Raw genomic sequence first — 23,132 nt, 5'->3', positions numbered from 1 at the left:
AAACGGAGAATCAGAACTCGGTCCAGGCGCCGGCGGCCGCCGCGCGCCGCGGCGCCGGCTCGGCAGCACGAGCCACCGCCTTGCGCGGCAGCTCCACCACGCGTGCCGATTCCGGCGCCGCGACGGGCGCTTGCGCATCGGACGGTGCGCCGCCGAGCTGGAAGAACCTCATCTGCCGCTGCAGTTCCAGCGCCTGTTCCTGCATCGCCCGCGCGGCGGCGGCGGCTTCCTCGACCAGCGCCGCGTTCTGCTGGGTGACCTCGTCCATCTGCATCACGGCGCGGTTGACCTGGTCGATGCCGGCGGACTGCTCGTGGCTGGCCGCGGCGATCTCGGCAACGATGTCGGTGACTTTCTTGACGCTCTCCACGATGCCGGTCAGCGCCGCGCCGGACTGGTCGACCAGCGCGCTGCCGGCCTGCACCCGCTGCACGCTTTCGTTGATCAGCCCCTTGATCTCCTTCGCCGCCGCCGCGCTGCGCTGGGACAGGCTGCGCACCTCGCTGGCCACCACGGCGAAGCCGCGGCCCTGCTCGCCGGCACGCGCGGCTTCCACCGCGGCGTTGAGCGACAGCAGGTTGGTCTGGAACGCGATCTCGTCGATCAGCCCCACGATGTCGGCGATCTTGCGGCTGGAGGCATTGATCTCGTCCATCGCCGCCACCGCCTGCGCGGCCACCTCGCCGCCGCGCTCGGCCTGCTCGCGCGCGCCGCTGGCAAGCTGGTTGGCGTAGCTGGCGTTCTCGGCGTTCTGTTTCACGGTGGAGGTCATCTCCTCCATCGAGGCGGCGGTTTCCTCCAGGCTGGAGGCCTGCTCCTGCGTGCGCTGGCTGAGGTCGTCGTTGCCCTTGGCGATCTGCTGCGCTGCACTGCTCACCGCCTCCGAACCATGTTGCACTTCGCCCACGATGCCGGTCAGCCGGTCGCGCATGCGGGCCAATTCGGCCAGCAGGCTGCCGGCTGCAAACGTCTTGCCACCGTCGTCCTTGCCCAGGTCGCCGTTGGCGATGCGCGTGGCCATGGCCACCGCGAAACCCGGCTCGCCGCCGATGCTGCGACGGATGCTGCGCATCGACAGCCACACCAGCCCGATCACCAGCAATGCCAGCAATCCCGCCTTGCCCAGGTTCAGTGCGAGGGTCTGGCGGAACTGCGCATCGATGTCGTCGAAATAGGCGCCGGCGCCGAAGTGCATGCCCCACGGCTGATAGCGCTCGGAGTAGGTGACCTTGCCCACGATCTTCTTGCTGCTGGGCTTGAGCCAGTCGTAATAGGTCAGCCCGCCGCCGTCCTTCATGTCGATGGCGTGCATCGCCTGGAAGATCGGCTTGCCGTTCTGGTCGGTCATCTCGCGCACGCTGGTGCCAAGCTTGTCCAGCATCACCGGGTGCGAGGTCAACGTGTACTTGTCGTCGAATGCGAAGACGTAGCCGGCACCCTTGTTCCACTGCATGTCGTGGATCTGGGCGAGCGCGCGCTTCTGCGCCTCCGCCTCGCTGAACTCGCCCTTGCCCGCGCGCTCGTGGAACGCGGCAGCCACCGACACGGCCGACTCGATCTGGCTGCGCAACAGGCTCTGGAGCCCGTCCATCTGACCGGCGCGATTTTGCAGCGCATTCATCACGGTGAGGCCGAACAGCCCCAGCACGACCACCGACACGACCAGCACCAGCCGTGCGTTCAGGCTGAGCCGATCAAAGAAACCGCGTATCGCCGACAACATCTCGAACACCTCGAAGAGAAGGCCCGCCGGCCACCATGACCGCGCGGGGTGGCGCGCAGAGGCGCCGTAACACTCGCCGGCGAACGCATCCGGGTTCGTCGTCGCCATTCTTGAAGGACGCTTGCAGGCGCCGTCGCGGCATGCACGTTCAGGCCGCCGCCTTGCCGCGCTGCCCCAACCGCACCACGCCACACACATCCACGATCAGCGCCACCGAACCATCACTGAGGATGGTGGCGCCCGAAATGCCCTGCACGCGCTGGTAATGCGCCTCCAGCGACTTCACCACCGCCTGTTGCTGGCCGAGCAGGTCGTCCACCAGCAGGCCCACGCGGCGACCCTCTTCCTCCACCACCACCACGATGCCGCGCTCGATCTCGGTGATCGCCGCGTTGCAGCCGAACGCGCGGTGCAGGCGCATGATCGGCAGGTACTCGTTGCGGAAATGGAATACCTCGCCGCCGCCGGCGATCTTGCGCACCATCTCCGGGCGCAGCCGCAGCGACTCGACGATGGAGATCAGCGGCACGATGTAGCGCTCCTCGCCCACCGCGGTGACCAGGCCGTCGATGATGGCCAGCGTGAGCGGCAGGGCGATGGTGAACACGCTGCCCTTGCCGCTCTGGCTGCGCACGCCGACGCTGCCGCCGAGGTCGCGCACGTTGCGGCGCACGACATCCATGCCCACGCCGCGGCCGGACAGGTCGGTGGCCTGCGCGGCGGTGGAGAAGCCCGGCTGGAAGATCAGCTCGGCCACTTCGGCATCGTCCACTTCCTGGCCGGGGCGGATCAGGCCGCGCTGCTCGGCCTTGGCCACGATGGCGGCGCGGTTGAGGCCGGCGCCGTCGTCGCTGATCTGCACCACGATGTTGCCGCCTTCGTGGTAGGCGTCCAGCCGCAAGGTGCCGGTTTCGTTCTTGCCGGCGGCGCGGCGCTGCTCCGGCGATTCCAGGCCGTGGTCGATCGCATTGCGCACCAGATGCACCAGCGGATCGCCGATCTTTTCCAGCACCGTCTTGTCCAGCTCGGTGTGCTCGCCGTGCAGTTCCAGCTTCACCTGCTTGCCGAGCTTGCGCTCCAGGTCGCGCACCAGCCGCGGGAAGCGGTTGAACACCGAACCGATCGGCAGCATGCGGATGCGCATCACGCTCTCCTGCAGCTCGCGCGTGTTGCGCTCCAGCTGCAGCAGGCCCTCGCGCAGGCGTTCGAGCTGCGAGAGGTGGAAATGTTCGCCGATGTCGCTGAGCATCGACTGGGTGATCACCAGCTCGCCCATCATGTTGATCAGCGCATCGACCTTGTCGATGCCGACGCGGATCGAGCTGCCCTCGCTGCTCGCGGCCGCCGTTTCGCGAACCGGGCGCGGCGCGCTGGCGGGCGCGGGGCTGGCGACGGGAGCGGCGGGGGCGGCGACCGGTGGCGCGACGAGGGTCGGCGCGGGCGCAACAGACGCGGCGGCGATCGGCTCGATCGTCAGCTCGCAGTCGCCCTCGACCCAGTCGAACACCGCGGCCACGTCGGCGCGCGCCACGGCACCATGCAGGCGCAATTCCCAGCCCAGCCAGCACTGGCCCGGATCGAGTTCGGCCAGTTGCGTCGGCGCCGCGTCGACCACGAAGGCGCGGCACACGTCGAGCTGCCCCAGTTGCTGCAGTTCGCGGAACAGGCGCAGCGGATCGTTGCCGGTCTGCAACAGGTGCGGCAAAGCCACGAAGCGGATCGCCCAGCTGTCCACGCTCGCTGCCGCGGGGGTCGCCGCCGCCGGCGCGGGGGCCGCTTCGCCGCTGACCAGGCGCACCAGTTCGCCGCGCAGCGCCTCGCTGTCGGCGTCGGCCGCGGGCAGGCCGTGGCTGGTGTGGTCGAGCATCGCGCGCAGGCAATCCACCGAGCGCAGCAGCAGGTCGATCAGTTCGCCGTCCACGCCGCGACGTTCGCTGCGCACTTCCTCCAGCAACGATTCGGCCACGTGGGTAAACGCAGCCACCTCGGCAAAGCCGAAGGTGGCCGCGCCGCCCTTGATCGAGTGCGCGGCACGGAAGATGGTGTGCACCAGCTCATGGTCGGTCGAGCCCGAATCCAGCGCGAGCAACGCCGCTTCCATGGCGTCCAGCCCTTCCAGGCTTTCCTCGAAGAAGGTCTTGTGGAACTGGGTCAGGTCGACGGCGCCCATCGGTATTCCTTCAGCCGAGCACGCGCTTGACGGTGGCCAGCAGCTGTTCCGGGTCGAACGGCTTGACCAGCCAGCCGGTGGCGCCGGCGGCCTTGCCTTCCATTTTTTTCTCGGTGTGCGACTCGGTGGTCAGCATCAGGATCGGCACGCCCTTGTACGCATCCAGCGCGCGCAGCTGGCGCACCATCGCGATGCCATCCATCACCGGCATGTTGACGTCCGCCAGCACCAGCTCGAACGCGTTGCCGCGGGCGGCGTCCAGCGCCAGCTGGCCGTTCTCCGCTTCGGTCACCTCGTGGCCGGCGCCACGCAGGGTGAAGGCCACCATGCCCCGCATCGAGGCCGAATCGTCTACCGCGAGAATCTTTGCCATGCTGCCACCTCGTGTCAGGCCGACGTTGCCGTCGGCAGGTTCAATGACTGTTCCAGCCCGAGCAGGGCCGCGGCCTCGTGCAGGACCTCGTTGGTGCCGCGCCAGGCCAGCGCGCCGCCGTTGTGTTCCAGTTCGCGCCGGAACAGCACCAGCAACTGCAACGCCGCGGTGTCGACGCGCTCGAGCGCCTGCGCGTCGATCACGATGTCGCCGTGTTGCAGCACCTGCTGCAGTTGTTCCTTCAGCGCCATCTGCGCGGCCAGCCGGCAGTCCGCCGGCAGGCAGACCACCGCGGCCCCGTCGGCCGCCGCCGGTGGCTGCTTGTTCTTCGCTGCCCGCTTGCCGCCCATTTCGATGACTCCGTTCGCGCCGTTGTGCGCCGACGCCTGCTCTATCGGCCGCCGGGCGGTTCGCTTTAGGGAGTCTCGAATAACTGCCCTTTTGCCGTCATTTCCGCGAAAGCGGGAATGACGGCAGTCGGGGTTCTCCCGGGTTTCCCTGCCGGCGCCGGCAGGTGTCGCGCGCCCAAACGGCGCGCTCAAGTATTCCCGCAAGCGGCCGATGACCTTCGCGACCGCCGCCTTTCCCATCCGCGCCAGGCGCAGGAACTTACGCTTGAACATCCCACCGATCAGCCTTGCCGCGCTTACCTGGGCTGGTGCCGCCTCCGGCACCACCGCCCAGAGCTGGCGCATCGGCACGGTGCTGGCGGCGCGCCCGCTGGGCGTGAACCCGCAAGGCCTGCTGGTGCTGCAGATCGGCGCGCTCACGGTGGAGGCGGACGTGTCGCACAGCCAACTGCCGGCACAGTTCCAGGTGCGTGTGCTGAGCCTGGGCGCGCAGCCGCAACTGGAGGTGCTCAGCCAGGCGGCCGACCCCACTTTCCAGCGCATGCTGCGCGAACGCCTGCCGCAGCAGAACGGCTACACGCCGCTGCTTTCAACGCTCTCCGCGCTGGCCCAGCGGCCGGCGCTGCGTCAATTGCCGGCCGACGTGCGCACCGCGCTGGCGGTGCTGGAGCAGGCGCTGCGCACGCCGGCGGAAATCACCCGCGGCGACGGCCTGCGCGAGGCGATCCGGCGCAGCGGCCTGTTCTTCGAATCACGACTGCTGCAACCGCGCCCCGGCCAGCCGATGCCGCCCGCCGACGACTGGAAAGGCGCCTTGCTGCGCCTGGCCAGCCTGCTCGACCGGCGTGCGCCGGCACCGCCGCCATCGGATCGCGGCGACGCCGCGCCACCCTTGCTGCAGCGCGCACTGCAGTCGCAGCCGCGCCTGCCGCTGCCGTTGCCGGCGCTGACCGGCGATGACGACGTGGCCCAGTTGCTGCGCCGCCTGCACGGCGACGTGAAGGCCGCGCTGGCACGCATCGAAGTGGCGCAGCTCGATGCCAGCGCCCATCCCGCCTCGGCCTGGATCATCGAGGTGCCGCTGCTGGGCAAGGACGGCCACGACGTGCTGCAGATCAAGCTGGAGTTCGGCACCGACGGCGCCGAGGGCAGCAAGGGCTGGACACTGGGTTTCGCGCTGGACCTGCCCCCGCTGGGCCCGGTGCAGGGCGAGCTGCAATTGAACGAGCCGCGGCTGTCGGTGCGGCTGTGGGCCGAGCGCATCGAGACTGCGCAGAAACTGGAGCGCCAGTTCACCCCGCTGCGCCAGCGCCTGGCCGCCTGCGGCGTGCTGCTCGACCAGCTGAGCTGCCAGGTCGGCATACCCAACCCGCCGGGCAGCGGCGCCCTGCTGCTGAAGGCCACCGCATGAACGATCAGCCGCCACCGAAGCGGGTCAGCCTGCGCCTGGCCAGCGCCAGCGAGGAAACCGCGCCGATGTCGGCGCAGTCGCTGGAACTGCTGCTGGCCCGCGCCCGCGAGATGGGCGTGCCGCTGCACCACGACGCGCAGATCGCCGCCCTGCTCGCCACGCTGCGCCTGCGCGACGACATCCCCGTGCAGCTCTACGCCGCCGCCGCCTCGGTGCTGGCGACGATCTACGACGCGGCGGAAGAGTAGCCGCGTCGCCGGTCGCATGGCGGGCGGTGCCCGCCCTACGCGCGATGCTCTTCTTTGCGTGACGAAAGGTATCGCGCACGACCGAAGGAAGTCCCTTGTGGACAGGGTGCGCTCCTACAGAAACGAGGCGGATCGTAGGGCGGGCAATGCCCGCCATCGTCATATCGCGGAACGGTCGGTCGGCGGGCGGTGCCCGCCCTGCGATGTGTTCGGGCGGTGTCAGGAACCGGCCGGATGCATCTGCATTACCAGCCGCGCCTCGTCGCGCGACAAGCCGCAGCGGCTCACCAGCTGGTCGAGGTCGGCGCCTTCGCGGGCCAGTTGCTGGGCCAGCTCGTAGGACTGGCGGGTGGGCGGCGGTTGCTGCTCGGCGTGGCGGATCTGCCGTTCGACCCGGCCAAGCGCGGCAACCAGCATCGAGGTCGGCACGTCGGTGACGCCGTGGGCGGTGTCATGCACGACCTGTTCGACGCGTTGCTGCAGCTGCAACGAGTGTTGCCACAGCCGGTACAGCACGGCGCACTGGACCAGCGCCAGCACCAGCAGCACCCCCATCCCGATCTCAAGCCACATGGCCCGCTTCTCCCCCCAGTCGACACAACCGAGATACATCAAGCAGGGCCACGAATCCACCCTGCCATGACAGTACACCGGTGACCGGATCGTCGCGGCGGCTGGCGCGGCCCGGCGGCGGGGGTTCGATCTCGATGCCGTCGCTGTGCAGCAGCTCGCCGACCGCGCCCACGCGCAGGCCGACCAGGTGTTCGGCGTGGGCCAGCATCACGATGCGAACACTGGCCGGGTCGAGCGGCACATTCGCCACGCCCATGCGGCGCTGGCCATCGAGCACCGGCACGATGCGTCCGCGCAGGTGGCGCACGCCGAGCACGTCGGCGGCGGCGCCGGGCACGGGGGTGATGTCGCCGTCGCGGATCACCTCGTTCACCGCCGCCAGCGGCGCGGCATAGAGCTGCGTGCCGATGCGGAACGACAGCCAGTGCCCGGCGGCAGCGGCGGGTGCGCAGGCGGGCGCGTTCATGGGCAGGGTCCGGCAAGGTTGAACAGAGGCATGGCGCTCACCGATCCGGGCTCAGGTTGCGCGCGACCGGATGCGGCGCATCGGCCGGCACGGCGGGTGCGACCGCGGCAGGCTGCGGGTCGGCGGGATGGACGGCGATCACCGCCGGCACGACCGGCAGCAGGCCTGCCCCGCTGGCCGCAGCGGGTGCAGGCGCGGGTGCGGCAGCATTCGCGACAGGCGCCGCGGCCGGGCCGGCCAGCTCGCTCCATCGCTGCGCATCGAGCTGCTCGCGCGGCTCGCCCGTGCGCTCGTTCATCACCACCACCAGCACGCGACGGTTCTGGTTGCGGCCTTCGGCGGTGTCGTTGGTGGCCAGCGGACGCACCTCGCCCCAGCCGATGATGCCCAGCCGGTCGGGTGCCACGCCCGTCATCGCGAACAAGCGCGCCACGCTGGCCGCGCGCGCGGCGGAGAGCTCCCAGTTGGACGGATATTGCGCGGTGCTGATCGGCACGTTGTCGGTGAAGCCTTCCACGCGCAACGCGTTGGGGAAGCGGGCCAGGATGCCGGCCAGGTTCTCCAGCACGGCGTTGGCCGAGGTGGAAAGCTGTGCCACGCCGCTGGGGAACAGGATGTCGGTGCGGATCTCGATCTCCAGCCAGTTCGGCGTGTGGCGCACCACCACCAGCTTGCGGTCGATCAGCGGCTGCAGCGCCTTGCGTACCTGGTTCTCGATGTCGTGCATGCTTTGCGCGCCGCCGCGTCCCGGCGCCGGCGGGCGCAGCAGCGGCAACGGCAGCGTCACCGGGTTGCTGCGGTTGACGGAATGGCGGATCGGCACGGCCGCGGCCGGCTGGCGCTGGCCTTCCGACGCGGGCGGCGGCGCGATCACCTGGCTGTTGCCGTTGAAGGCCTGCAGCAGCGATTCGGACATCACGCGGAACTTGCCCTCGTTGACCACCGACACCGCGTACATCACCACGAAGAAGGCCAGCAGCAGGGTCATCAGATCGGCATAGGGGATCGCCCACGCCTCGTGGTTCTGGTGCTCTTCGTGGCGATGCCGCCTCACGCGACGTAACCCTGCAGGCGCGCTTCGATCTGGCGCGGGTTGTCGCCCTGGGCGATCGAGACCAGGCCTTCGACCAGGATCTCGCGCATCTGCGACTGCTTGCCCACCAGGCTCTTCAGCCTTGCGGCCATCGGCAGCATGAACAGGTTGGCCAGCGCCACGCCGTAGATCGTCGCCACGAAGGCCGCGGCGATGCCGTGGCCGAGCTTGCTCGGATCGGCCAGGTTCTGCATCACCGCCATCAGGCCCATCACCGCGCCGATGATGCCCAGCGTGGGCGAGTAGATGCCGGCGTTCTCGTAGACCTTGGCGCCGGCCAGGTCGATCGCCTCGCGCGTGTCCATGTCCACTTCCAGCACGCTGCGGATGGTATCCGGCTCACCGCCGTCGACCAGCAGTTGCAGGCCCTTGCTGACGAACGGGTCGCTCTCGGACTCGATCTGCGGCTCCAGCCCGAGCAGGCCCTGGCGGCGCGAGATTTCGCTCCAGCCCACGATGCGGCTGATCAGGTCGCGCGGCTCGTGCCGCGGCGGCCGGTAGATCAGTTTCATCATCTTGAGCGCGTGTTTCATCACCGCGCCCTGGTTCTGCACCAGCAGCGCGGCCAGCGTGCCGAAGAACACGATCACGAACGCGGCCGGGTTCCACAGCGCTTCCACGGTGGAGCCCTTGAGCACGGTGCCCATCACGATCACCACGAAGCCCAGGATGGTGCCGATGATGCTGATTCTGTCCATGCGGTCAGACTTCCTTCTGCAGCGAGGCGGAACAGCTGTCGGCCGCGGCGACCAGGCCCGCCAGGTCCATCACCAGCGCCAGCCGTCCGTCGCCGGTGACGGTGGCGCCGGCGATGCCCGAGGCGTCGGCGAACAGCGGGCCGAGCGGCTTGACGATGACGTCCTCGCGCCCGCGCACCTCGTGCACCAGGCAGCCGAGGCGCTGGTGGCCGATGTGCAGCACCACCACGTGGCGGCCGGCACCGGCATCGGTGCCCACCCAGCGCGCGAGATCGGTCAGCGGCAGCGCGCGGCCGCGGTGCTCGGCGACCAGGCGGCCATCCAGCTCGCGATCCTGGCCGTCGGCCAGTTCGAACACTTCCTGCACGTTGCCCAGCGGCAGCGCCAGCAGGCGGTCGGCCACGCGCACCATCAGCACGCGCAGCACGGCGAGGGTCAGCGGCACGGTCAGTTCCAGCTCGCTGCCGTGGCCCAGCCGCGACTGCACGCGCAAGGTGCCGCCCAGCTCGGCCACGCGGGTCTTGACCACGTCCATGCCGACGCCGCGGCCGGAGATGTCCGACACCGCCGCCGCGGTGCTGAAGCCGGGGCGGAAGATCAGTTCATAGCACTCGGCGTCGCTCAGGCGGGCGGCCTGGGCATTGTCCAGCAGGCCCTTCTCGACCGCCTTGCGGCGCAGGATGTCCGGGTCCATGCCGTGGCCGTCGTCGCTGACTGCGATGACGATGCGCTCGCCGCGCTGACTGGCGGAAAGCACGATGCGGCCCTTGCGCGGCTTGCCGTTGCGCTCGCGTTCGTCCGGCATTTCCACGCCGTGGTCCAGTGCGTTGCGCAGCAGGTGGATCAGCGGATCGGCCAGCGCTTCGACCAGGCTGCGGTCGAGGTCGGTGCCCTCGCCTTCCAGCACCAGTTCGACCTCCTTGCCGAGCTGGCGCGCGAGGTCGCGCACGATCCGCGGGAAGCGCTGGAACAGGCGTCCGACCGGCTGCATGCGCATGCCCATCGCCGCGCCCTGCAGCGCGTCGGTGACGCGATCGAGTTCGCCGGCGGTGGTGGCCAGCGATTCGTCGCCGAGGCGCGCGGCCAGGCTGAGCAGGCGGTTGCGCAGCAGCACCAGTTCGCCGGCGTGGTTGACCAGCAGGTCGAGTCGCGCGGTGTCCACCCGCACCGAGTGATCCGCCGCCGCGGCCGGACGCGCCGGGGCGGCGTTCGCCGACGGCGCGGTCGTTGCGGGCGACGGTGCAGGTGAAGGTGAAGGTGCGGCAGGCTGGCCCGGCTTGCCGTGCAGGCTGTCGAGCAGGGCCTCGAACTCGTCGTCGTCGATGCCGGCCGGCGGCGCGGCGGGAAGCGGGGCCGGCGCGACGGTACCGGGGGCGGCGGTGCCGTACAGGGTGTCCAGCAGCGCCTCGAATTCGTTGTCGTCGATGGCGCCGGCTTCGGCGGACGCCGCGGCCGGCGGCGGCGCGGCCACCGGTGCCGGCGCCGCGGCGTGCGGCGTGAGCGCCTGCAGCAGGGCCGGCGGCGGCATCGCCATCGCGCCGCCGTCGCTCACCGCGGCCATCATGTCGTTGAGCAGGTCCAGCGCCTGCAGCAGGCCGTCCATGTGGGCGGCGTCCAGCGCGACCTTGCCGTTGCGCGCCTCGTTGAGCAGATCCTCGGCGTGGTGGCACAGCACCACCATCGGCTCCAGCGCGAGGAAACCGGCGCCGCCCTTGACGGTGTGGAACGCGCGAAACACGGCGTTGAGCAGCTCGCTGTCGCGCGGCGACGTCTCCAGCGCCACCAGTTGCTCGCCGAGCCGCTGCAGCAACTCCCCGGCCTCGACCAGGAAATCCTGGCGCAGCTCGAGGTCGAATGCCGTGTCCATCGAGGCCATGTCCTCAGAATCCGAATTCGCTGAGCAGGCGGTCGGCCTCCTCCTGGCTGGAGACCTTGGCCGCGCTGGCCGGCAGGTCGCTGCCTGCCAGCGCGCCGGTCAGGCGCACCAGTTCCAGCAGGGTCGACTCGACCGAGCCGATGAAGTTGTCGACCTTCTTGATGCGTTGCCCGGTGAGGTCCTGCCACGACTGCGCCACCACCAGTTCGGCCAGCCCTTCGCGGCAGCCCTCGGCGAACATCACCGATTCGCGCGCGAGCACCGCGGAGGGCTCGTTGTCCTGCGACCACTTGAGCATTTCGGCGGCGTTGATGGTCAGCGCCTCGGCCTGCGGGCGCATGCGTTCGGCGAAGTCGATGGTGCGGTGCGCGGCGTTGGCGCTCATCTCCAGCGCGTCCTGCAGGTACTGGCGCGCGTCGGCGACGTTGCCGGGGAAACCGTCCTGCGCCAGGTCGGTGCCCAGCCGGCGCACGGCGTCGTGCAGGTCGCGCGCGAGCTGGCCCAGCGCGCGGAACATGTGCTGCTCGCGCTGGCGCACGATGGCGTCCAGCGCCTGCTCGAACTCGGCGCCGTTCGGGCTGTTCAGCAGTTCGCGCAGTTCGGTCGGCAGGTCCTTGTCCATCGCCAGGGCGGGAGCGGCGGCGTTCATGCGGCCACCCCGCCGGCGGCGATGCGCTCGAAGATCTTGGTGAGTTTTTCCTTCAGCGTGACCGCGGTGAACGGCTTGACGATGTAGCCGTTCACGCCGGCCTGGGCGGCGGCGATGATCTGGTCGCGGTTGTTCTCGGCGGTGACCATCAGCACCGGCAGGCCCTTCAGCGACGCTTCCGCGCGGATCGCCTTGAGCAGGTCGATGCCGGTCATGTTGGGCATGTTCCAGTCGGTGACCACCAGGTCGAACGGCTGGCTGCGCAGCATCGCGATCGCGTTCTCGCCGTCGTCGGCCTCCTGGATCAGCGGGTTGCTGAAACCCAGCTCCACCAGCAGGTTCCTGACGATGCGCCGCATGGTGGAGAAGTCGTCCACCACCAGGATTTTCATGTTCTTGTCCAACGCTTCTCTCCACATGGGCCGTCAGGCGGCCCCTTGGTTTTGGTCCGTCCGGCCGCGGTCAGCCGCGCCAGCCGGAAAGTCGTGCGCGCAACCGGAGCACCGCCTGCCCGTGGATCTGGCAGACGCGGGACTCGCTCACGCCGAGCACCGCGCCGATCTCCTTCAGGTTCAACTCCTGTTCGTAGTACAGCGACATCACCAGCTGCTCGCGTTCGGGCAGGCCGCTGATCGCCTCGGCCAGGTCCTCGCGCATGCCCTCGCGCTCGATGTTCTCCGACGGCCCGAGGCTGCCCTCGTCGGCCACGTCCATCACGCCGCCCTCGTCGCCGTCGTCCGACCCGGTGAGGCTGAGCAGCCGCACGCAGGCGGCATCGGCCAGCACCTGGTGGTATTCCTCGGCGCTGATGCCCAGCCGCCGCATCACCTCCTTCTCGTCCGCCTCCGCACCCGTCTCGACCTCGATCTGGCGGATCACCTCCGCCACCTCGCGGGTCTTGCGATGGACCGAGCGCGGCGCCCAGTCGGTGCGTCGCAGCTCGTCCAGCATCGCGCCACGGATGCGGATGCCCGCATACGTTTCGAAGCTCGCCCCGCGGTTCTGGGCGAAATTGCGCGACGCTTCCAGCAAACCGATCATTCCCGACTGGATCAGGTCGCCCACGTCCACGCTGGCCGGCAACCGCCCCATCAGGTGATAGGCGATCCGCCGCACCAACGGTGCATGCCGGCGTACCAGTTCGTCGGCACTTTCGCGGGAAACCTGCAGATACTCCGAAGCCACACTCATCTCGGCACCCCATCAGCCGTTGCGTTCCGGCCGCCAAAGAAGGCAATCCGGTCGAACACTGCGCGGTCCGTCTCCGCCCACTTATCGACCAGTTCCGCCAATTTCTTGAATGCCAGCGCCGAATGGCTCGACGGCCACACGTCGACGACGGCACATTGCCTGCGGATGGCCTGGCGCAGACGCTCGTCGTGCGGCACCCATCCACTGAAATCGATCACCACGTCCAGGAAGCGGTCGCTGACCCGCGCCAGCTTCTGGTGCAGCGCGCGCGCATCGCCCTCGTTGCGCACCATGTTGGCCACCATGCGGATGCGCCGCACGCCGAAATCGCGGCTGAGCACCTTGGTCAGGCCGTAGGCGTCAGTCAGCGAGGCAGGCTCGTCGCACACCACCAGGATCACGTCCGAGGCAGCGGCGGCAAACATGGTCACGTTGTCGGACAGGCCGGCGGCGGTGTCCACCAGCAGGAATTCGGGCGGGCGCGCCAGTTCGTCGAACGCGCGGATGATCGCCGCGTGCTCGCCGTTGTCGAGCTGCGCCAGCCGGCGCGCACCGGAGCCGGCCGGCACCACCTGCAGGCCGCGCGCGGCGGGCAGCAGCAGTTCCTCCAGCGTGCACTCGCCGTCGAGCAGGTGGCCGATGTGGCGCGAGGGGGTGAGCCCGAGCATCACGTCGACGTTGGCCAGGCCCATGTCGGCGTCCAGCAGCATCACCTCGCGGCCGGCGATGGACAGTGCCATCGCCAGGTTCACCGCGACCGTGCTCTTGCCCACGCCACCCTTGCCGCCGGCCACCGCGATGGTGCGGCACGGCGGGCGTGCGGGCGCGCCGTTGCCGAACAGGGTGCTGGCCTGGTGACCCGGCTGCAGCGCGGCCGGCGGGGTCGCCGGGCCGGCGGCCATGCCCAGTGTCTGTTGCAGCCCGAAGGCCTGGTCCATTGCAGGTACTCCGCTCATGCGCTGGCTACCGCCAGTCCGAACCGGTCGGCCATCAGGCTGTCGTCGGGAATGCCGGTCTTCAGCGATTGCGCCGCGCGGCACACCAGCACGCGCGCGTCGGCCACGCTGATGTCTTCCGGCACGCGCTGGCCGTCGGTGGTGTAGTCCAGTGCCAGCCGGCGCCGGATCAGCACCGACAGCGCGCCGCCCAGGTTGGGCGCTTCGTCGAGCTTGGTCAGGATGCAGGCCTGCGGCTGCAGCGGCAGGTAGGCGCGCACGGCGTCGTCCAGCGACTGTGCATGCGTGTTCGCCGCCAGCACCAGGGTGGCGCGCAGTTCATTGGCCTGGGCCAGGGTGTCCAGCTGCTGGTTGAGCCGGGGATCGTGGCTGGCCACGCCGGCGGTGTCGATCAGCACGGTGTGGCGATCGCGCAGGAGTTCCAGCACCTTGCGCAAGCTGTCGCCGTCGTAGGCCGGGTAGACGCGCACGCCGAGCAGGCGGCCGTAGTGTTCCAGCTGCGCGGCCGCGCCGATGCGGTAGTGGTCGGTGCTGACCAGGGCGACCTGGTCGGCGCCGTGGCGCATCACCGCGCGGGCGGCGAGCTTGGCGATGGTGGTGGTCTTGCCCACGCCGGTGGGACCGACCAGGGCGGTGACCATCGGCGCATCGTCGGCCAGCGCGCGGCCGCTCACCGCCAGGCGGCGGCTGAGCATGCCCAGCGGCAGGTAGCGCGCCTGCTCGGCATTGATCTGCTCGGGCAGGTCGTCGACCAGCAAACGCGCCACGTCGGGCTCGATGCCGATGCGGGTCATCTCGCGCAGCACCCGCGCGCGCAGCGGCTGGCGCCGCTCCAGGTCGTTCCAGGCGAGGCTGGACAACTGCACTTCCAGCATCTCGCGCATGCTGCCCAGCTCGTTGCGCAGGCGCGCCGTGTCCTGCGCGGCACGTTCCATCAGCGGCGCGGCCGCGGCACGCGCGGCGACCGGCGCGGCAGGCGTCGGCTCGACGCGCGGACGACGCGGCGGCGGGGGTGCCACCGCGGCACGAGGCGCGGGCGCCTCCGCGACCGGCGGCTGGCTGTTCGCCGCCGGCAACGGTGGTGGCGGTTCGGCCGGCGCGCGCGCGGCACCCTGGCGCGAAGCCTCGCGCATCAGCGCTTCGTCGTAATCCAGCGCCGCGATGATCTCGATGCCCTCGGCAATCCGCCGCGTCGACAGGATCACCGCCTCGTCGCCCTGCTCCTCGCGCACCTCGCGCATCGCCTGGCGCATGTCGGGGGCTACGTAACGTTTGATTTTCATGGGTGCTCGCTTCGCTCGCGGGAATAGGGAATGGGGAATAGGGAATCGGCAGAAGCAGCCGCGTCGCGCTCGACAGCACGCGGCCTTCGCGATTTCCCATTCCCGATTTCAGTTTCGTGTGCGCGCATTTCCTATTCCCTATTCCCTATTCCCTATTCCCTATTCCCTATTCCCTATTCCCGGCGTTGGGGCGCTAGCGCCCCAGCGCTTGTACCAATCGCACCCGACGGTTGTCGGGCACCTCGTTGTAGGCCAGTACGTGCAGGTTCTGTGCCACATGGCGGGTGAAGCGCGCGAGCCATGGCCGCAGCGGTGGCGCAACCAGCAATACCGCGGGTTCGCCGCTCATTTCCTGGCGTCGCGCGGCATCGGCCACGCTCTGCTGCAGGCGGTCCGCCAGACCCGGTTCCACCGCGGCTCCGGCCACGCCGCCGCCGCCGGAAAGCGAGCCGAGCAGGATCTGTTCGAGCTCCGGCGCCAGCGTGATCACCGGCACCTCGGTACCCAGCCCGGTGATCTCCTGCACGATCTGCCGGCCCAGCGCGACGCGCACGGCGGCGGTCAGAACGCCGGGATCCTGACTCTGCCCGGCGTGCTCCGCCAAGGATTCGACGATGCTGCGCATGTTGCGGATCGGCACCCGCTCGGCCAGCAGGTTCTGCAGCACCTTGACCACCACGCCCAGCGACAGCCGCTTGGGCACCAGGTCCTCGACCAGCTTCGGCGCGTTGGCGGCGAGCCGGTCCAGCAGTTGCTGCACGTCCTGGTGGCTGAGCAGTTCGTGCGCGTGGCCCTGCAGGATGTGCGACAGATGCGTGGCGATCACCGTGGCCGGGTCGACCACGGTATAGCCGTAGCTTTGCGCCAGCTCGCGCTGGCCGCTCTCGATCCACACCGCCTCCAGCCCGAATGCCGGGTCCTGCGTGGCGATGCCCTGCAAGGTGCCGTGCACCTGGCCCGGATTGATCGCCATCAGGCGGTCGTTGTGCACCTCGGCCTCGCCCATAGGCACGCCCATCAGGGTGATGCGGTAGGTGTTGGGGCCGAGGTCCAGGTTGTCGCGGATATGCACCGCCGGCACCAGGAAACCGAGTTCCTGCGACAGCTTGCGGCGCACCGACTTGATCCGGCCCATCAGCTCGCCGCCCTGGTGGGTGTCGACCAGCGGGATCAGCCGGTAGCCCACTTCCAGGCCCAGCGGATCGACGCTGGCCACGTCCTCCCAGCCCAGCTCCAGCCGCTCGGTCGGTGCGGCCGCCACCGGCGCCTCGGCTACCGACTCGGCCAGCCGCTCGCGCGTCTCGCGCTCGCGCTTGAACAGCAGCCAGGCGATGCCGCCGCAGATGCCGCCCAGCAGCAGGAAGGCCACGTTCGGCATGCCCGGGATCACGCCCATCACGCCCAGCACCACCGCGGCCACCGCCAGCGCGCGCGGCTGGCCGAACACCTGGCCGATCACCTGCTTGCCCATGTCCTGCGATTTGGACACGCGCGTGACGATCACCGCCGCGGCCACCGACAGCAGCAGCGCCGGCACCTGCGCCACCAGGCCATCGCCGATGGTGAGCAAGGTGTAGGTGCGCGCCGCCTCGCTGGCGGACAGGCCGTGCTGCATCACGCCGACGAAGAACCCGCCGACGATGTTGATGAACAGGATCAGGATGCCGGCGGTGGCGTCGCCGCGCACGAACTTCGAGGCGCCGTCCATCGAGCCGTAGAAGTCCGCCTCCTCGCGCACTTCCTGGCGCCGCTCGCGCGCCTGCTCCTGGGTCAACAGGCCGGCGTTGAGGTCGGCGTCGATCGCCATCTGCTTGCCGGGCATGGCGTCCAGGGTGAACCGCGCGGTCACCTCCGATACGCGGGTGGCGCCCTTGGTGATCACCACGAAGTTGATCACCACGATGATGGCGAACACCACCAGGCCCACGGCGAAATTGCCGCCGATGACGAACTCGCCGAATGCCTCGATCACCTTGCCGGCGGCGCCGGGGCCGTCGTGGCCGTGCAGCAGCACCACGCGGGTGGAGGCGATGTTGAGCGCCAGCCGCAGCAAGGTGGCCATCAGCACCACGGTGGGGAACGCGGCGAACTCCAGCGGCCGCATCACGTAGACCACCGCCAGCAAAATCACCAGCGACAAGGCGATGTTGAAGCTGAACAGGATATCCAGCAAAAACGGCGGCATCGGCAGCATCAGCATGCCCAGCATCGCCAGCACGATCACCGGCGCGCCAACACCCCGTCGCGCGAGGTGTCTGAAATTGCCCAGTACGTCTGCACCCGTCATCGTTTTGACTCGTCACGCATCGCGGTAGGGGCCCATCAGGTCAGGATCGACCTCGGGGTTGGGTGCGGCCGGCGGGCTCTCGCCCTGCGCCGCGGCTTGCTTGAGCTGGTAGACCCAGGCAAGCACCTGGGCCACCGCGACAAACAGCGAAGCGGGGATTTCGCGGCCCAGTTCAGTCGTTGCATACAAGGCGCGTGCCAACGGCGGCGCTTCCACCACCGGGATGCGGTGGCTGGCCGCCACCAGGCGGATCTGCGCGGCCAGCACGTCGACGCCCTTGGCGATCACCCGCGGCGCGCCCATGCGGCCATCGTCGTAACGCAGCGCCACCGCGAAGTGGGTGGGGTTGACCACCAGCACGTCGGCGCGGGGCAGGTCCTCCATCATGCGGCGGCGCGCCTGCGCCTGCTGCACCTGGCGGATGCGCCCCTTCATCTCGGGGTTGCCCTCGCTCTCCTTCATCTCGTCCTTGATCTCCTGCTTGGTCATGCGCAGGTTCTTGGCGTGGTCGAACTTCTGGTACAGCGCATCGATCGCACCGATCAGCGCCAGGATCACGCCGAACCACAACGCGGCACGCCCGAGCAGCCCGATCGACTGCGCGATGCCGGCCGCCACCGAGCCGCGCCCGGTGGCCTGCAGTTCGCCCTGCCAGTGCTGCAGCACCAGCGCCAGCACGCCACCGATGAACAGCAGCTTGAGTAGTGCCTTGCCCAGCTCCACCAGGCCGCGCAGCGCGAAGATCTTGCCCAGCCCCTTGATCGGGTCGAGCCGCTCGAACTTCGGTTGCAGCGCCTCGGTGCTGAAGTTCAACCCGCCCAGCAGCAGCGGCCCGGCCAGCGCGGCCAGCAAGGTGGCGATGGCCACCGGCGCGAACAGCAGCAGCGCCTCGTGCATCGCCGCGTGCAGCGCACTGCCGGCCAGCGCGTCGGTGAACAACGCATCGCGCGAGTAGCCCAGGCCCAACGCAAAGATGCGCCGCGCATGCTCCAGGCCGCTCTGCCCGCTGCCCATCAGCGCCGCCACGCCGGCCAGCACCACCAGCGCGCCGGACAGGTCGCGCGATCGCGGAACCTCGCCCTTCTCGCGCGATTCGCGAAGTTTCTTTTCTGTCGGTTGTTCGGTTTTTTCCTGGTCGCTGTCGTCGGACATGGCGTCAGCTCCCCATCAATTCGCGCATCAGCGACCAGGCATCACCCTGCAACGCCTGGAATGCGCCGGGCAGGCTGCGCAGCGACAACCACAAGGCGATGAAGCCCAGCGACACGGTGATCGGAAAGCCCACCGCAAACAGGTTCATCGACGGCGCCGCGCGGCTGATCGCGGCAAAGCCGATGTTCACCACCAGCAGCGACGTCATCGCCGGCAAGGCCACCCGCACCGCACCGGCAAACAGCTCCGTGCCGAACGCCACCACCGCATGCAACGCATTGGCGCTGACCGCCGGCGTACCCGGCGGCAAGGCATGGAAGCTGTCGGCCAGCAGCGCGATCAACTGCAAATGGCCGTCCATCACCAGGAACAGCAAGGTCACCAGCAACAGGTAGAACTGGCTCAGCACGGTGGACTGCCCGGCGCCCGGGCTGACCACCTGGGCAAAGCCCAGGCTCATGCTCTGTGCCACCAGCTCGCCGCCGAACGACACCGCCTCGAACACCAGCTTCAGCACGAAACCCACCATCGCACCGATCACCACCTGCCCCGCCAGCGTGGCCACGCCCGCGCCGCTCAATGGATCGATCGTGGTCGGCGCCAGCGGTGCCAGCACCAGCGAGAGCACCACCACCACGCCCACCCGGATGCGCGCCGGGATCACCGTGGAGCTGAACACCGGCGCCACCAGGCACAGCCCGCTGACCCGCCCCAGCGACCAGAACAGGCTGCCCAGCCACGCCGGGAGCTGCGCCAGATCCAGCGCAGTCATCTGATCGCGCCCGGCAGGCTCTCGATCAGCTGCGTGGTGAACTGCACCAGCAGGCGCAGCATCCACGGCCCCGCCACCAGCGCCACCAGCGCCATCGCGATCAGCTTGGGGATGAAGCTGAGCGTCATCTCGTTGATCTGCGTCGCCGCCTGGATCACGCCGATGAGCAGGCCCACCGCCAGCGCGGTGAGCAGCAGCGGCGCGGCCACCAGCATCGCCACGTAGAGCGCATGCTGGCCGAGTTCCATGATGGATTCGGGGGTCATGGACGGGGTCCTGCGGCGTGGTTCGCCGATGGCGCGACTCGCTTCGCCCCTGTAGGAGCGTGCTCGCGCGCGATGCTCTTGGTTCCAGCCAAGGCGAAGAGCGGCTGATCGCCTGCACCTGTAGGAGCGCACCTTGTGCGCGATGTTTTTGCCCTTGGTGGGGGTGCAATCAAAAGCAAGAGCGGTCGATCGCCTTCGGCGACCGAGTCACTTTTCTCTTGCGTGGCCAAGAGAAAAGTAACCAAAAGAGAAGGCCACCCCGCTTGGCGCTTGTTGGGCATCCTGCCCAACAAGTCCGTGAGCCGGGGCCGGGCTTTTCGACAGGGCATCCTGCCCTGGCGAAAAGGAGTCGACATCCCTGTCGACTCCCGCTGCGCGGCCTGTCGTCCCCGACTCACCGCCGCACAGGGGCCCCGGGAGAGCAGCGGGCCATCGTGGCCCGCACTCGGTGATAAAGCGGAAAAGCAAAAACCAGAGCCGGAGCCAGAGCAGATCCCAGGTTCGCCGCAGCGCTGCTCTTGATCTGGCCGTTCTGAAAAGTGCGGGCCAGGATGGCCCGCTGCTCTACCCGGGGCCCCTCTGCAGCGGCGGGCGGGCGTAGGAAAGCCCGCAGGGTGGTTCGCATGGATGCGAACCAGTTTGGCGTCAGGGCAGGATGCCCTGTCGACAAACCCCGTAGCCCGCACGCGGACCTGATGGACAGGATGTCCGTCAGGCGCGAAAGCGGGGTGGCCTTTCTCTTTGGTTACTTTCTCTTGACTCCGGGCATCCATGCCCTCCGCCCTTCGGGCCAGCTTCGCTGTTCGCGCACGCTCCTGCGTGCGCGTGGCCACGCAAAGAGAAAGTGACTCGACTGCCGCAGGCAGACGAAAGCTCTTGCCTTTGAATGCAACAAGCGCAAGAGCATCGCGCACAGGGTGCGCTCCTACAAAGTAGCCAGAGCCCACGGCGGTCGGCGAACACGCGCTCACGTGTAGAAGCTCCCCGCCAGCGTGCCCAGCAGCAGTGTCCAGCCATCCACCAGCACGAACAGCATGATCTTGAATGGCAGCGAGATGATCATCGGAGAGACCATCATCATGCCCATCGACATCAGCACGCTGGCCACCACCAGGTCGATGATGAGGAACGGGATGAACAGCAGGAAGCCCATCTGGAACGCGGTCTTCAGCTCGCTGGTGAGGAACGCCGGCATCGCCACCTTGAACGGCACGTCGGCCTTGCTGGCATAGGGTTTCTCCTTGGCCAGGCGGGTGAACAGCTGCAGGTCCGCGTCGCGGGTCTGCTCGAGCATGAAATGCTTGAACGGTGCGGAGGCCGCCGGCAGCGCCTGCTCGGCGGTGATCTGGCCATCCATGTAGGGCTTGATGCCGTCGTCGTAGGCGCGGGTGAGCACGGGCGACATCACGAACAGGGTGAGGAACAGCGCCAGCCCCAGCAGCACCTGGTTGGGCGGCGTGGACTGCGTGCCAAGCGCCTGGCGCAGGAAGCCGAGCACGATGATGATGCGGGTGAACGAGGTCATCATCAGCGCGATCGCCGGCAGCAGCGTCAGCGCCGTCATCAGCGCCAGCATCTGCAGCGACAGCGTCCAGCTCTGGCTGCCGTCGGCGGCCGGTTGCACGTTCACCAGCGGAATGCCCGGCGTGGCCGCCAGGGTGGCCAGCGGCAACAGCAGCAGCGCGCCGCCGATGATCCAGTGCCGCGCGCTCACGAGCGCACCTTCAGTCGCGCCAGCAGATCGCCGAACACGGGTTTGAGCGGCTCGTTCGATGCCGCCGGAACGATGTCGCGCGGCGCCTCGCCGTCGTAGACATGCAGGGTGCGCATGCCACCGGGGCCGGTGCCGATCAACAGCCGCTTGCCGTCGGCGTCCAGCAGCAGCAGGCGCTCGCGCGCGCCCACGGCGAACGATTCCACGCAGCGGATGCGCCGCCCGCCGCCGCCCGGCCGACGCTGCAACCGACGCGTGACCCAACCGGCGACGAGAATCATCGCGATGATCGCCACCAGGCTGACGATCACCCGCAACAGTTCGCCGCCCACGTTGATGTCGGCGGCGGGCAACGCTGCCGGCGCCAGGGCCGCGACAATCCGATTCCCGATTGACTCGCCGCATCGGCGGCTCGCCCTGCGGGCCATCGGCTGCGCCGATGTTCGCTCCGGCATCCTGCCTGCGCGATCCGGTTTCACTGTCCTGAGCCTGTCGAAGGGCGAATTCACGGCGCTGTCACCGCAACTTGCGCACGCGCTCGGCGGGGCTGATCACGTCGGTCAGGCGGATGCCGAACTTCTCGTTGATCACCACCACCTCGCCGTGCGCCACCAGGGTGCCGTTGACGAACACGTCCAGCGGCTCGCCGGCGGCGCGGTCCAGTTCCACCACCGAGCCCTGGTTGAGCTGCAGCAGGTTGCGGATGCTGATGCGGGTGCGACCGACTTCCATCGCCAGGGTCACCGGCACGTCGAGGATCATGTCGAGGTTGACGTCGCCGCCATCGGCCGCGGCCCCGTGCAGGGCATCGAATTGAACGCGCTCGCCGGCATCGGCGAAGGCATCTGCAGACTGGTTCATGAGAGGTTCTTCCGGGTGGAGGGATCGGTGGCTGCCTGTCGCTCGCGACGACCGGCCGGGACATGGAAACGCACGGCGTTGCGGCCGTTGGACTGGCCGTAGCGGCCGCGGAAAACCGGCACGTCCTCGGCATACACGGTGGTCAGCTCGGGCAGCTGCACGGGGATCACGTCGCCGGGGCGCAAGTGCAGGAACTGGCCCAGGCTCAGCTGCGCCTCCAGCAGCAGCGAGCTCACGTCGACCTCGGCGTCGAGCACTTCCTCGCGCAGCATCTCGGCGAAGCGGTCGTCGCCATCCATGCGGTCGCTCTGCACGCCGGCGTCGAGCAGGGTGCGGATCGGTTCGACCATCGCGTAGGGCATGGTCAGGTGGACTTCGCCGCCGCCGCCGTCCAGTTCGACGTGGAAGCGCGACACCACCACCGTCTCGGTGGGACTGACGATGTTGGCGAACTGCGGGTTGATCTCCGAGTTGAGGTACTCGAAGTTGAGCGCCAGCACCGGCGCCCACGCCTCGGCCATCGCGCCGAACAGTTCGGCGAGCATGATCTGGATCACGCGATTCTCGGTCGCAGTGAAGTCGCGGCCCTCGATGCGCGCGTGGAAGCGGCCGTCGCCGCCGAAGAAATTGTCGATCACGGTGAACACCAGGCGCGGCTCGAACACCACCAGCGCGTTGCCGCGCAGCGGCTTGATGCGCACCATGTTCAAGTTGCTGGGTAGCGCCAGGCCGTGCACGTACTCGGCGAACTTCACCATCTTCACGCCCAGCACCGAGACCTCGCACGTCTTGCGCAGCACGCCGAACAGCGCGGTGCGGAAGAACCGCGCGAAGCGGTCGTTGACCATCTCCAGCGTGGGCAGGCGGCCGCGCACGATGCGGTCCTGCTGGGTAAAGTCGTAGCTGATCACCGCATCCGGCGGCAGCGGTTCGTCGCTGCCGGTGGCCACCGTGCCGCCGGTGACGCCATCCATCAGCGCATCGATTTCGTCCTGGGAAAGCAGGTCGCTCATGGCCGTG

Annotated in this window: 24 protein-coding genes; 2 read left to right on the top strand and 22 right to left on the bottom strand. The window is 69.0% G+C overall.

Going from position 1 to position 23,132, the window contains the following annotated elements; all coding sequences use genetic code 11:
* Window positions 1–10: 10 nt before the first annotated feature.
* The 4 genes from ACVCL3_RS15580 to ACVCL3_RS15565 all read right to left on the bottom strand — a co-directional run bounded on the left by ACVCL3_RS15580 (window position 11) and on the right by ACVCL3_RS15565 (window position 4,889).
* Complete coding sequence (locus tag ACVCL3_RS15580; RefSeq protein WP_447098348.1) at window positions 11–1,723, bottom strand: methyl-accepting chemotaxis protein; 1,713 nt, start codon at window positions 1,721–1,723, stop codon at window positions 11–13.
* Window positions 1,724–1,871: 148 nt separating this feature from the next.
* The gene (locus ACVCL3_RS15575) at window positions 1,872–3,893 is read right to left on the bottom strand and encodes a chemotaxis protein CheA (RefSeq protein WP_447099892.1); all 2,022 of its coding nucleotides are present in this window, start codon (window positions 3,891–3,893) and stop codon (window positions 1,872–1,874) included.
* A 10-nt stretch (window positions 3,894–3,903) separates the two neighbouring features.
* Complete coding sequence (locus ACVCL3_RS15570) at window positions 3,904–4,266, bottom strand: response regulator (RefSeq protein WP_136257427.1); 363 nt, start codon at window positions 4,264–4,266, stop codon at window positions 3,904–3,906.
* Between the two features lie 14 nt (window positions 4,267–4,280).
* On the bottom strand, window positions 4,281–4,889 hold the full coding sequence (locus ACVCL3_RS15565; RefSeq protein WP_447099891.1) for an STAS domain-containing protein: 609 nt from the start codon (window positions 4,887–4,889) through the stop codon (window positions 4,281–4,283).
* Between ACVCL3_RS15565 and fliK the strand changes: the two genes are divergently transcribed.
* Window positions 4,882–6,027: a flagellar hook-length control protein FliK gene (gene fliK / locus ACVCL3_RS15560; protein WP_447099890.1), complete on the top strand. Its 1,146-nt coding sequence runs from the start codon at window positions 4,882–4,884 to the stop codon at window positions 6,025–6,027. The two genes, ACVCL3_RS15565 and fliK, sit on opposite strands and share 8 nt — an antisense overlap.
* Window positions 6,024–6,275, top strand: a complete 252-nt coding sequence (locus ACVCL3_RS15555; protein WP_447099889.1) for a flagellar biosynthesis protein — start codon at window positions 6,024–6,026, stop codon at window positions 6,273–6,275. Before fliK ends, ACVCL3_RS15555 begins: the two co-directional genes overlap by 4 nt.
* 219 nt (window positions 6,276–6,494) lie before the next feature.
* On the opposite strand, the gene ACVCL3_RS15550 is transcribed toward ACVCL3_RS15555, so the two are convergent.
* The 18 genes from ACVCL3_RS15550 to fliM form a co-directional block, all read right to left on the bottom strand.
* Window positions 6,495–6,848 carry a DUF2802 domain-containing protein gene (locus ACVCL3_RS15550; protein ID WP_447098344.1) on the bottom strand — a complete coding sequence of 118 codons (354 nt, stop codon included), beginning with the start codon at window positions 6,846–6,848 and terminating at the stop codon, window positions 6,495–6,497.
* Window positions 6,838–7,314 carry a chemotaxis protein CheW gene (locus ACVCL3_RS15545; protein WP_447099888.1) on the bottom strand — a complete coding sequence of 159 codons (477 nt, stop codon included), beginning with the start codon at window positions 7,312–7,314 and terminating at the stop codon, window positions 6,838–6,840. Before ACVCL3_RS15545 ends, ACVCL3_RS15550 begins: the two co-directional genes overlap by 11 nt.
* A 37-nt stretch (window positions 7,315–7,351) precedes the next feature.
* Complete coding sequence (gene motD, locus ACVCL3_RS15540; protein ID WP_447099887.1) at window positions 7,352–8,368, bottom strand: flagellar motor protein MotD; 1,017 nt, start codon at window positions 8,366–8,368, stop codon at window positions 7,352–7,354.
* On the bottom strand, window positions 8,365–9,105 hold the full coding sequence (locus ACVCL3_RS15535; RefSeq protein ID WP_395119801.1) for a flagellar motor protein: 741 nt from the start codon (window positions 9,103–9,105) through the stop codon (window positions 8,365–8,367). Before ACVCL3_RS15535 ends, motD begins: the two co-directional genes overlap by 4 nt.
* A 4-nt stretch (window positions 9,106–9,109) precedes the next feature.
* Window positions 9,110–10,972 (bottom strand): chemotaxis protein CheA, encoded by a 1,863-nt coding sequence (locus tag ACVCL3_RS15530; RefSeq protein ID WP_447101541.1) that lies wholly within the window; start codon window positions 10,970–10,972, stop codon window positions 9,110–9,112.
* A gap of 13 nt (window positions 10,973–10,985) precedes the next feature.
* Complete coding sequence (locus ACVCL3_RS15525; RefSeq protein ID WP_395119802.1) at window positions 10,986–11,630, bottom strand: protein phosphatase CheZ; 645 nt, start codon at window positions 11,628–11,630, stop codon at window positions 10,986–10,988.
* Entirely contained in the window at window positions 11,627–12,034 is a 408-nt protein-coding gene (gene cheY, locus ACVCL3_RS15520) for a chemotaxis response regulator CheY (RefSeq protein WP_395119803.1), read from the bottom strand. The genes ACVCL3_RS15525 and cheY overlap by 4 nt, the downstream gene beginning before the upstream one ends.
* A 58-nt stretch (window positions 12,035–12,092) precedes the next feature.
* Window positions 12,093–12,821, bottom strand: coding sequence for an RNA polymerase sigma factor FliA (locus tag ACVCL3_RS15515; RefSeq protein WP_395119804.1), 729 nt, complete (start codon window positions 12,819–12,821; stop codon window positions 12,093–12,095).
* Window positions 12,818–13,759, bottom strand: a complete 942-nt coding sequence (locus ACVCL3_RS15510) for a MinD/ParA family protein (RefSeq protein ID WP_447099886.1) — start codon at window positions 13,757–13,759, stop codon at window positions 12,818–12,820. The genes ACVCL3_RS15515 and ACVCL3_RS15510 overlap by 4 nt, the downstream gene beginning before the upstream one ends.
* A 14-nt stretch (window positions 13,760–13,773) precedes the next feature.
* On the bottom strand, window positions 13,774–15,060 hold the full coding sequence (gene flhF / locus ACVCL3_RS15505) for a flagellar biosynthesis protein FlhF (protein ID WP_447098339.1): 1,287 nt from the start codon (window positions 15,058–15,060) through the stop codon (window positions 13,774–13,776).
* A gap of 193 nt (window positions 15,061–15,253) precedes the next feature.
* A complete protein-coding gene (flhA, locus tag ACVCL3_RS15500; RefSeq protein WP_395119807.1) occupies window positions 15,254–17,347 on the bottom strand; it encodes a flagellar biosynthesis protein FlhA in 2,094 nt (697 codons plus the stop codon).
* A gap of 12 nt (window positions 17,348–17,359) precedes the next feature.
* Complete coding sequence (flhB, locus tag ACVCL3_RS15495) at window positions 17,360–18,499, bottom strand: flagellar biosynthesis protein FlhB (RefSeq protein ID WP_395119808.1); 1,140 nt, start codon at window positions 18,497–18,499, stop codon at window positions 17,360–17,362.
* A 4-nt stretch (window positions 18,500–18,503) separates the two neighbouring features.
* Window positions 18,504–19,271, bottom strand: a complete 768-nt coding sequence (gene fliR, locus ACVCL3_RS15490) for a flagellar biosynthetic protein FliR (RefSeq protein ID WP_395119809.1) — start codon at window positions 19,269–19,271, stop codon at window positions 18,504–18,506.
* Window positions 19,268–19,537 carry a flagellar biosynthesis protein FliQ gene (gene fliQ / locus ACVCL3_RS15485; RefSeq protein ID WP_395119810.1) on the bottom strand — a complete coding sequence of 90 codons (270 nt, stop codon included), beginning with the start codon at window positions 19,535–19,537 and terminating at the stop codon, window positions 19,268–19,270. Before fliQ ends, fliR begins: the two co-directional genes overlap by 4 nt.
* Before the next feature lie 967 nt (window positions 19,538–20,504).
* Window positions 20,505–21,233 (bottom strand): flagellar type III secretion system pore protein FliP, encoded by a 729-nt coding sequence (fliP, locus tag ACVCL3_RS15480; RefSeq protein WP_395121227.1) that lies wholly within the window; start codon window positions 21,231–21,233, stop codon window positions 20,505–20,507.
* A gap of 14 nt (window positions 21,234–21,247) precedes the next feature.
* Window positions 21,248–21,760: a FliO/MopB family protein gene (locus ACVCL3_RS15475; protein WP_447107237.1), complete on the bottom strand. Its 513-nt coding sequence runs from the start codon at window positions 21,758–21,760 to the stop codon at window positions 21,248–21,250.
* A gap of 7 nt (window positions 21,761–21,767) precedes the next feature.
* Entirely contained in the window at window positions 21,768–22,112 is a 345-nt protein-coding gene (gene fliN, locus ACVCL3_RS15470) for a flagellar motor switch protein FliN (RefSeq protein WP_395119812.1), read from the bottom strand.
* On the bottom strand, window positions 22,109–23,125 hold the full coding sequence (gene fliM, locus ACVCL3_RS15465) for a flagellar motor switch protein FliM (protein WP_395119813.1): 1,017 nt from the start codon (window positions 23,123–23,125) through the stop codon (window positions 22,109–22,111). Before fliM ends, fliN begins: the two co-directional genes overlap by 4 nt.
* Window positions 23,126–23,132: the final 7 nt, after the last annotated feature.

This window comes from Rhodanobacter sp. UC4437_H4 (assembly GCF_052978425.1).
Note: the sequence above shows the minus strand (reverse complement) of the source record. Positions and strands in the feature narration are given on the sequence as shown.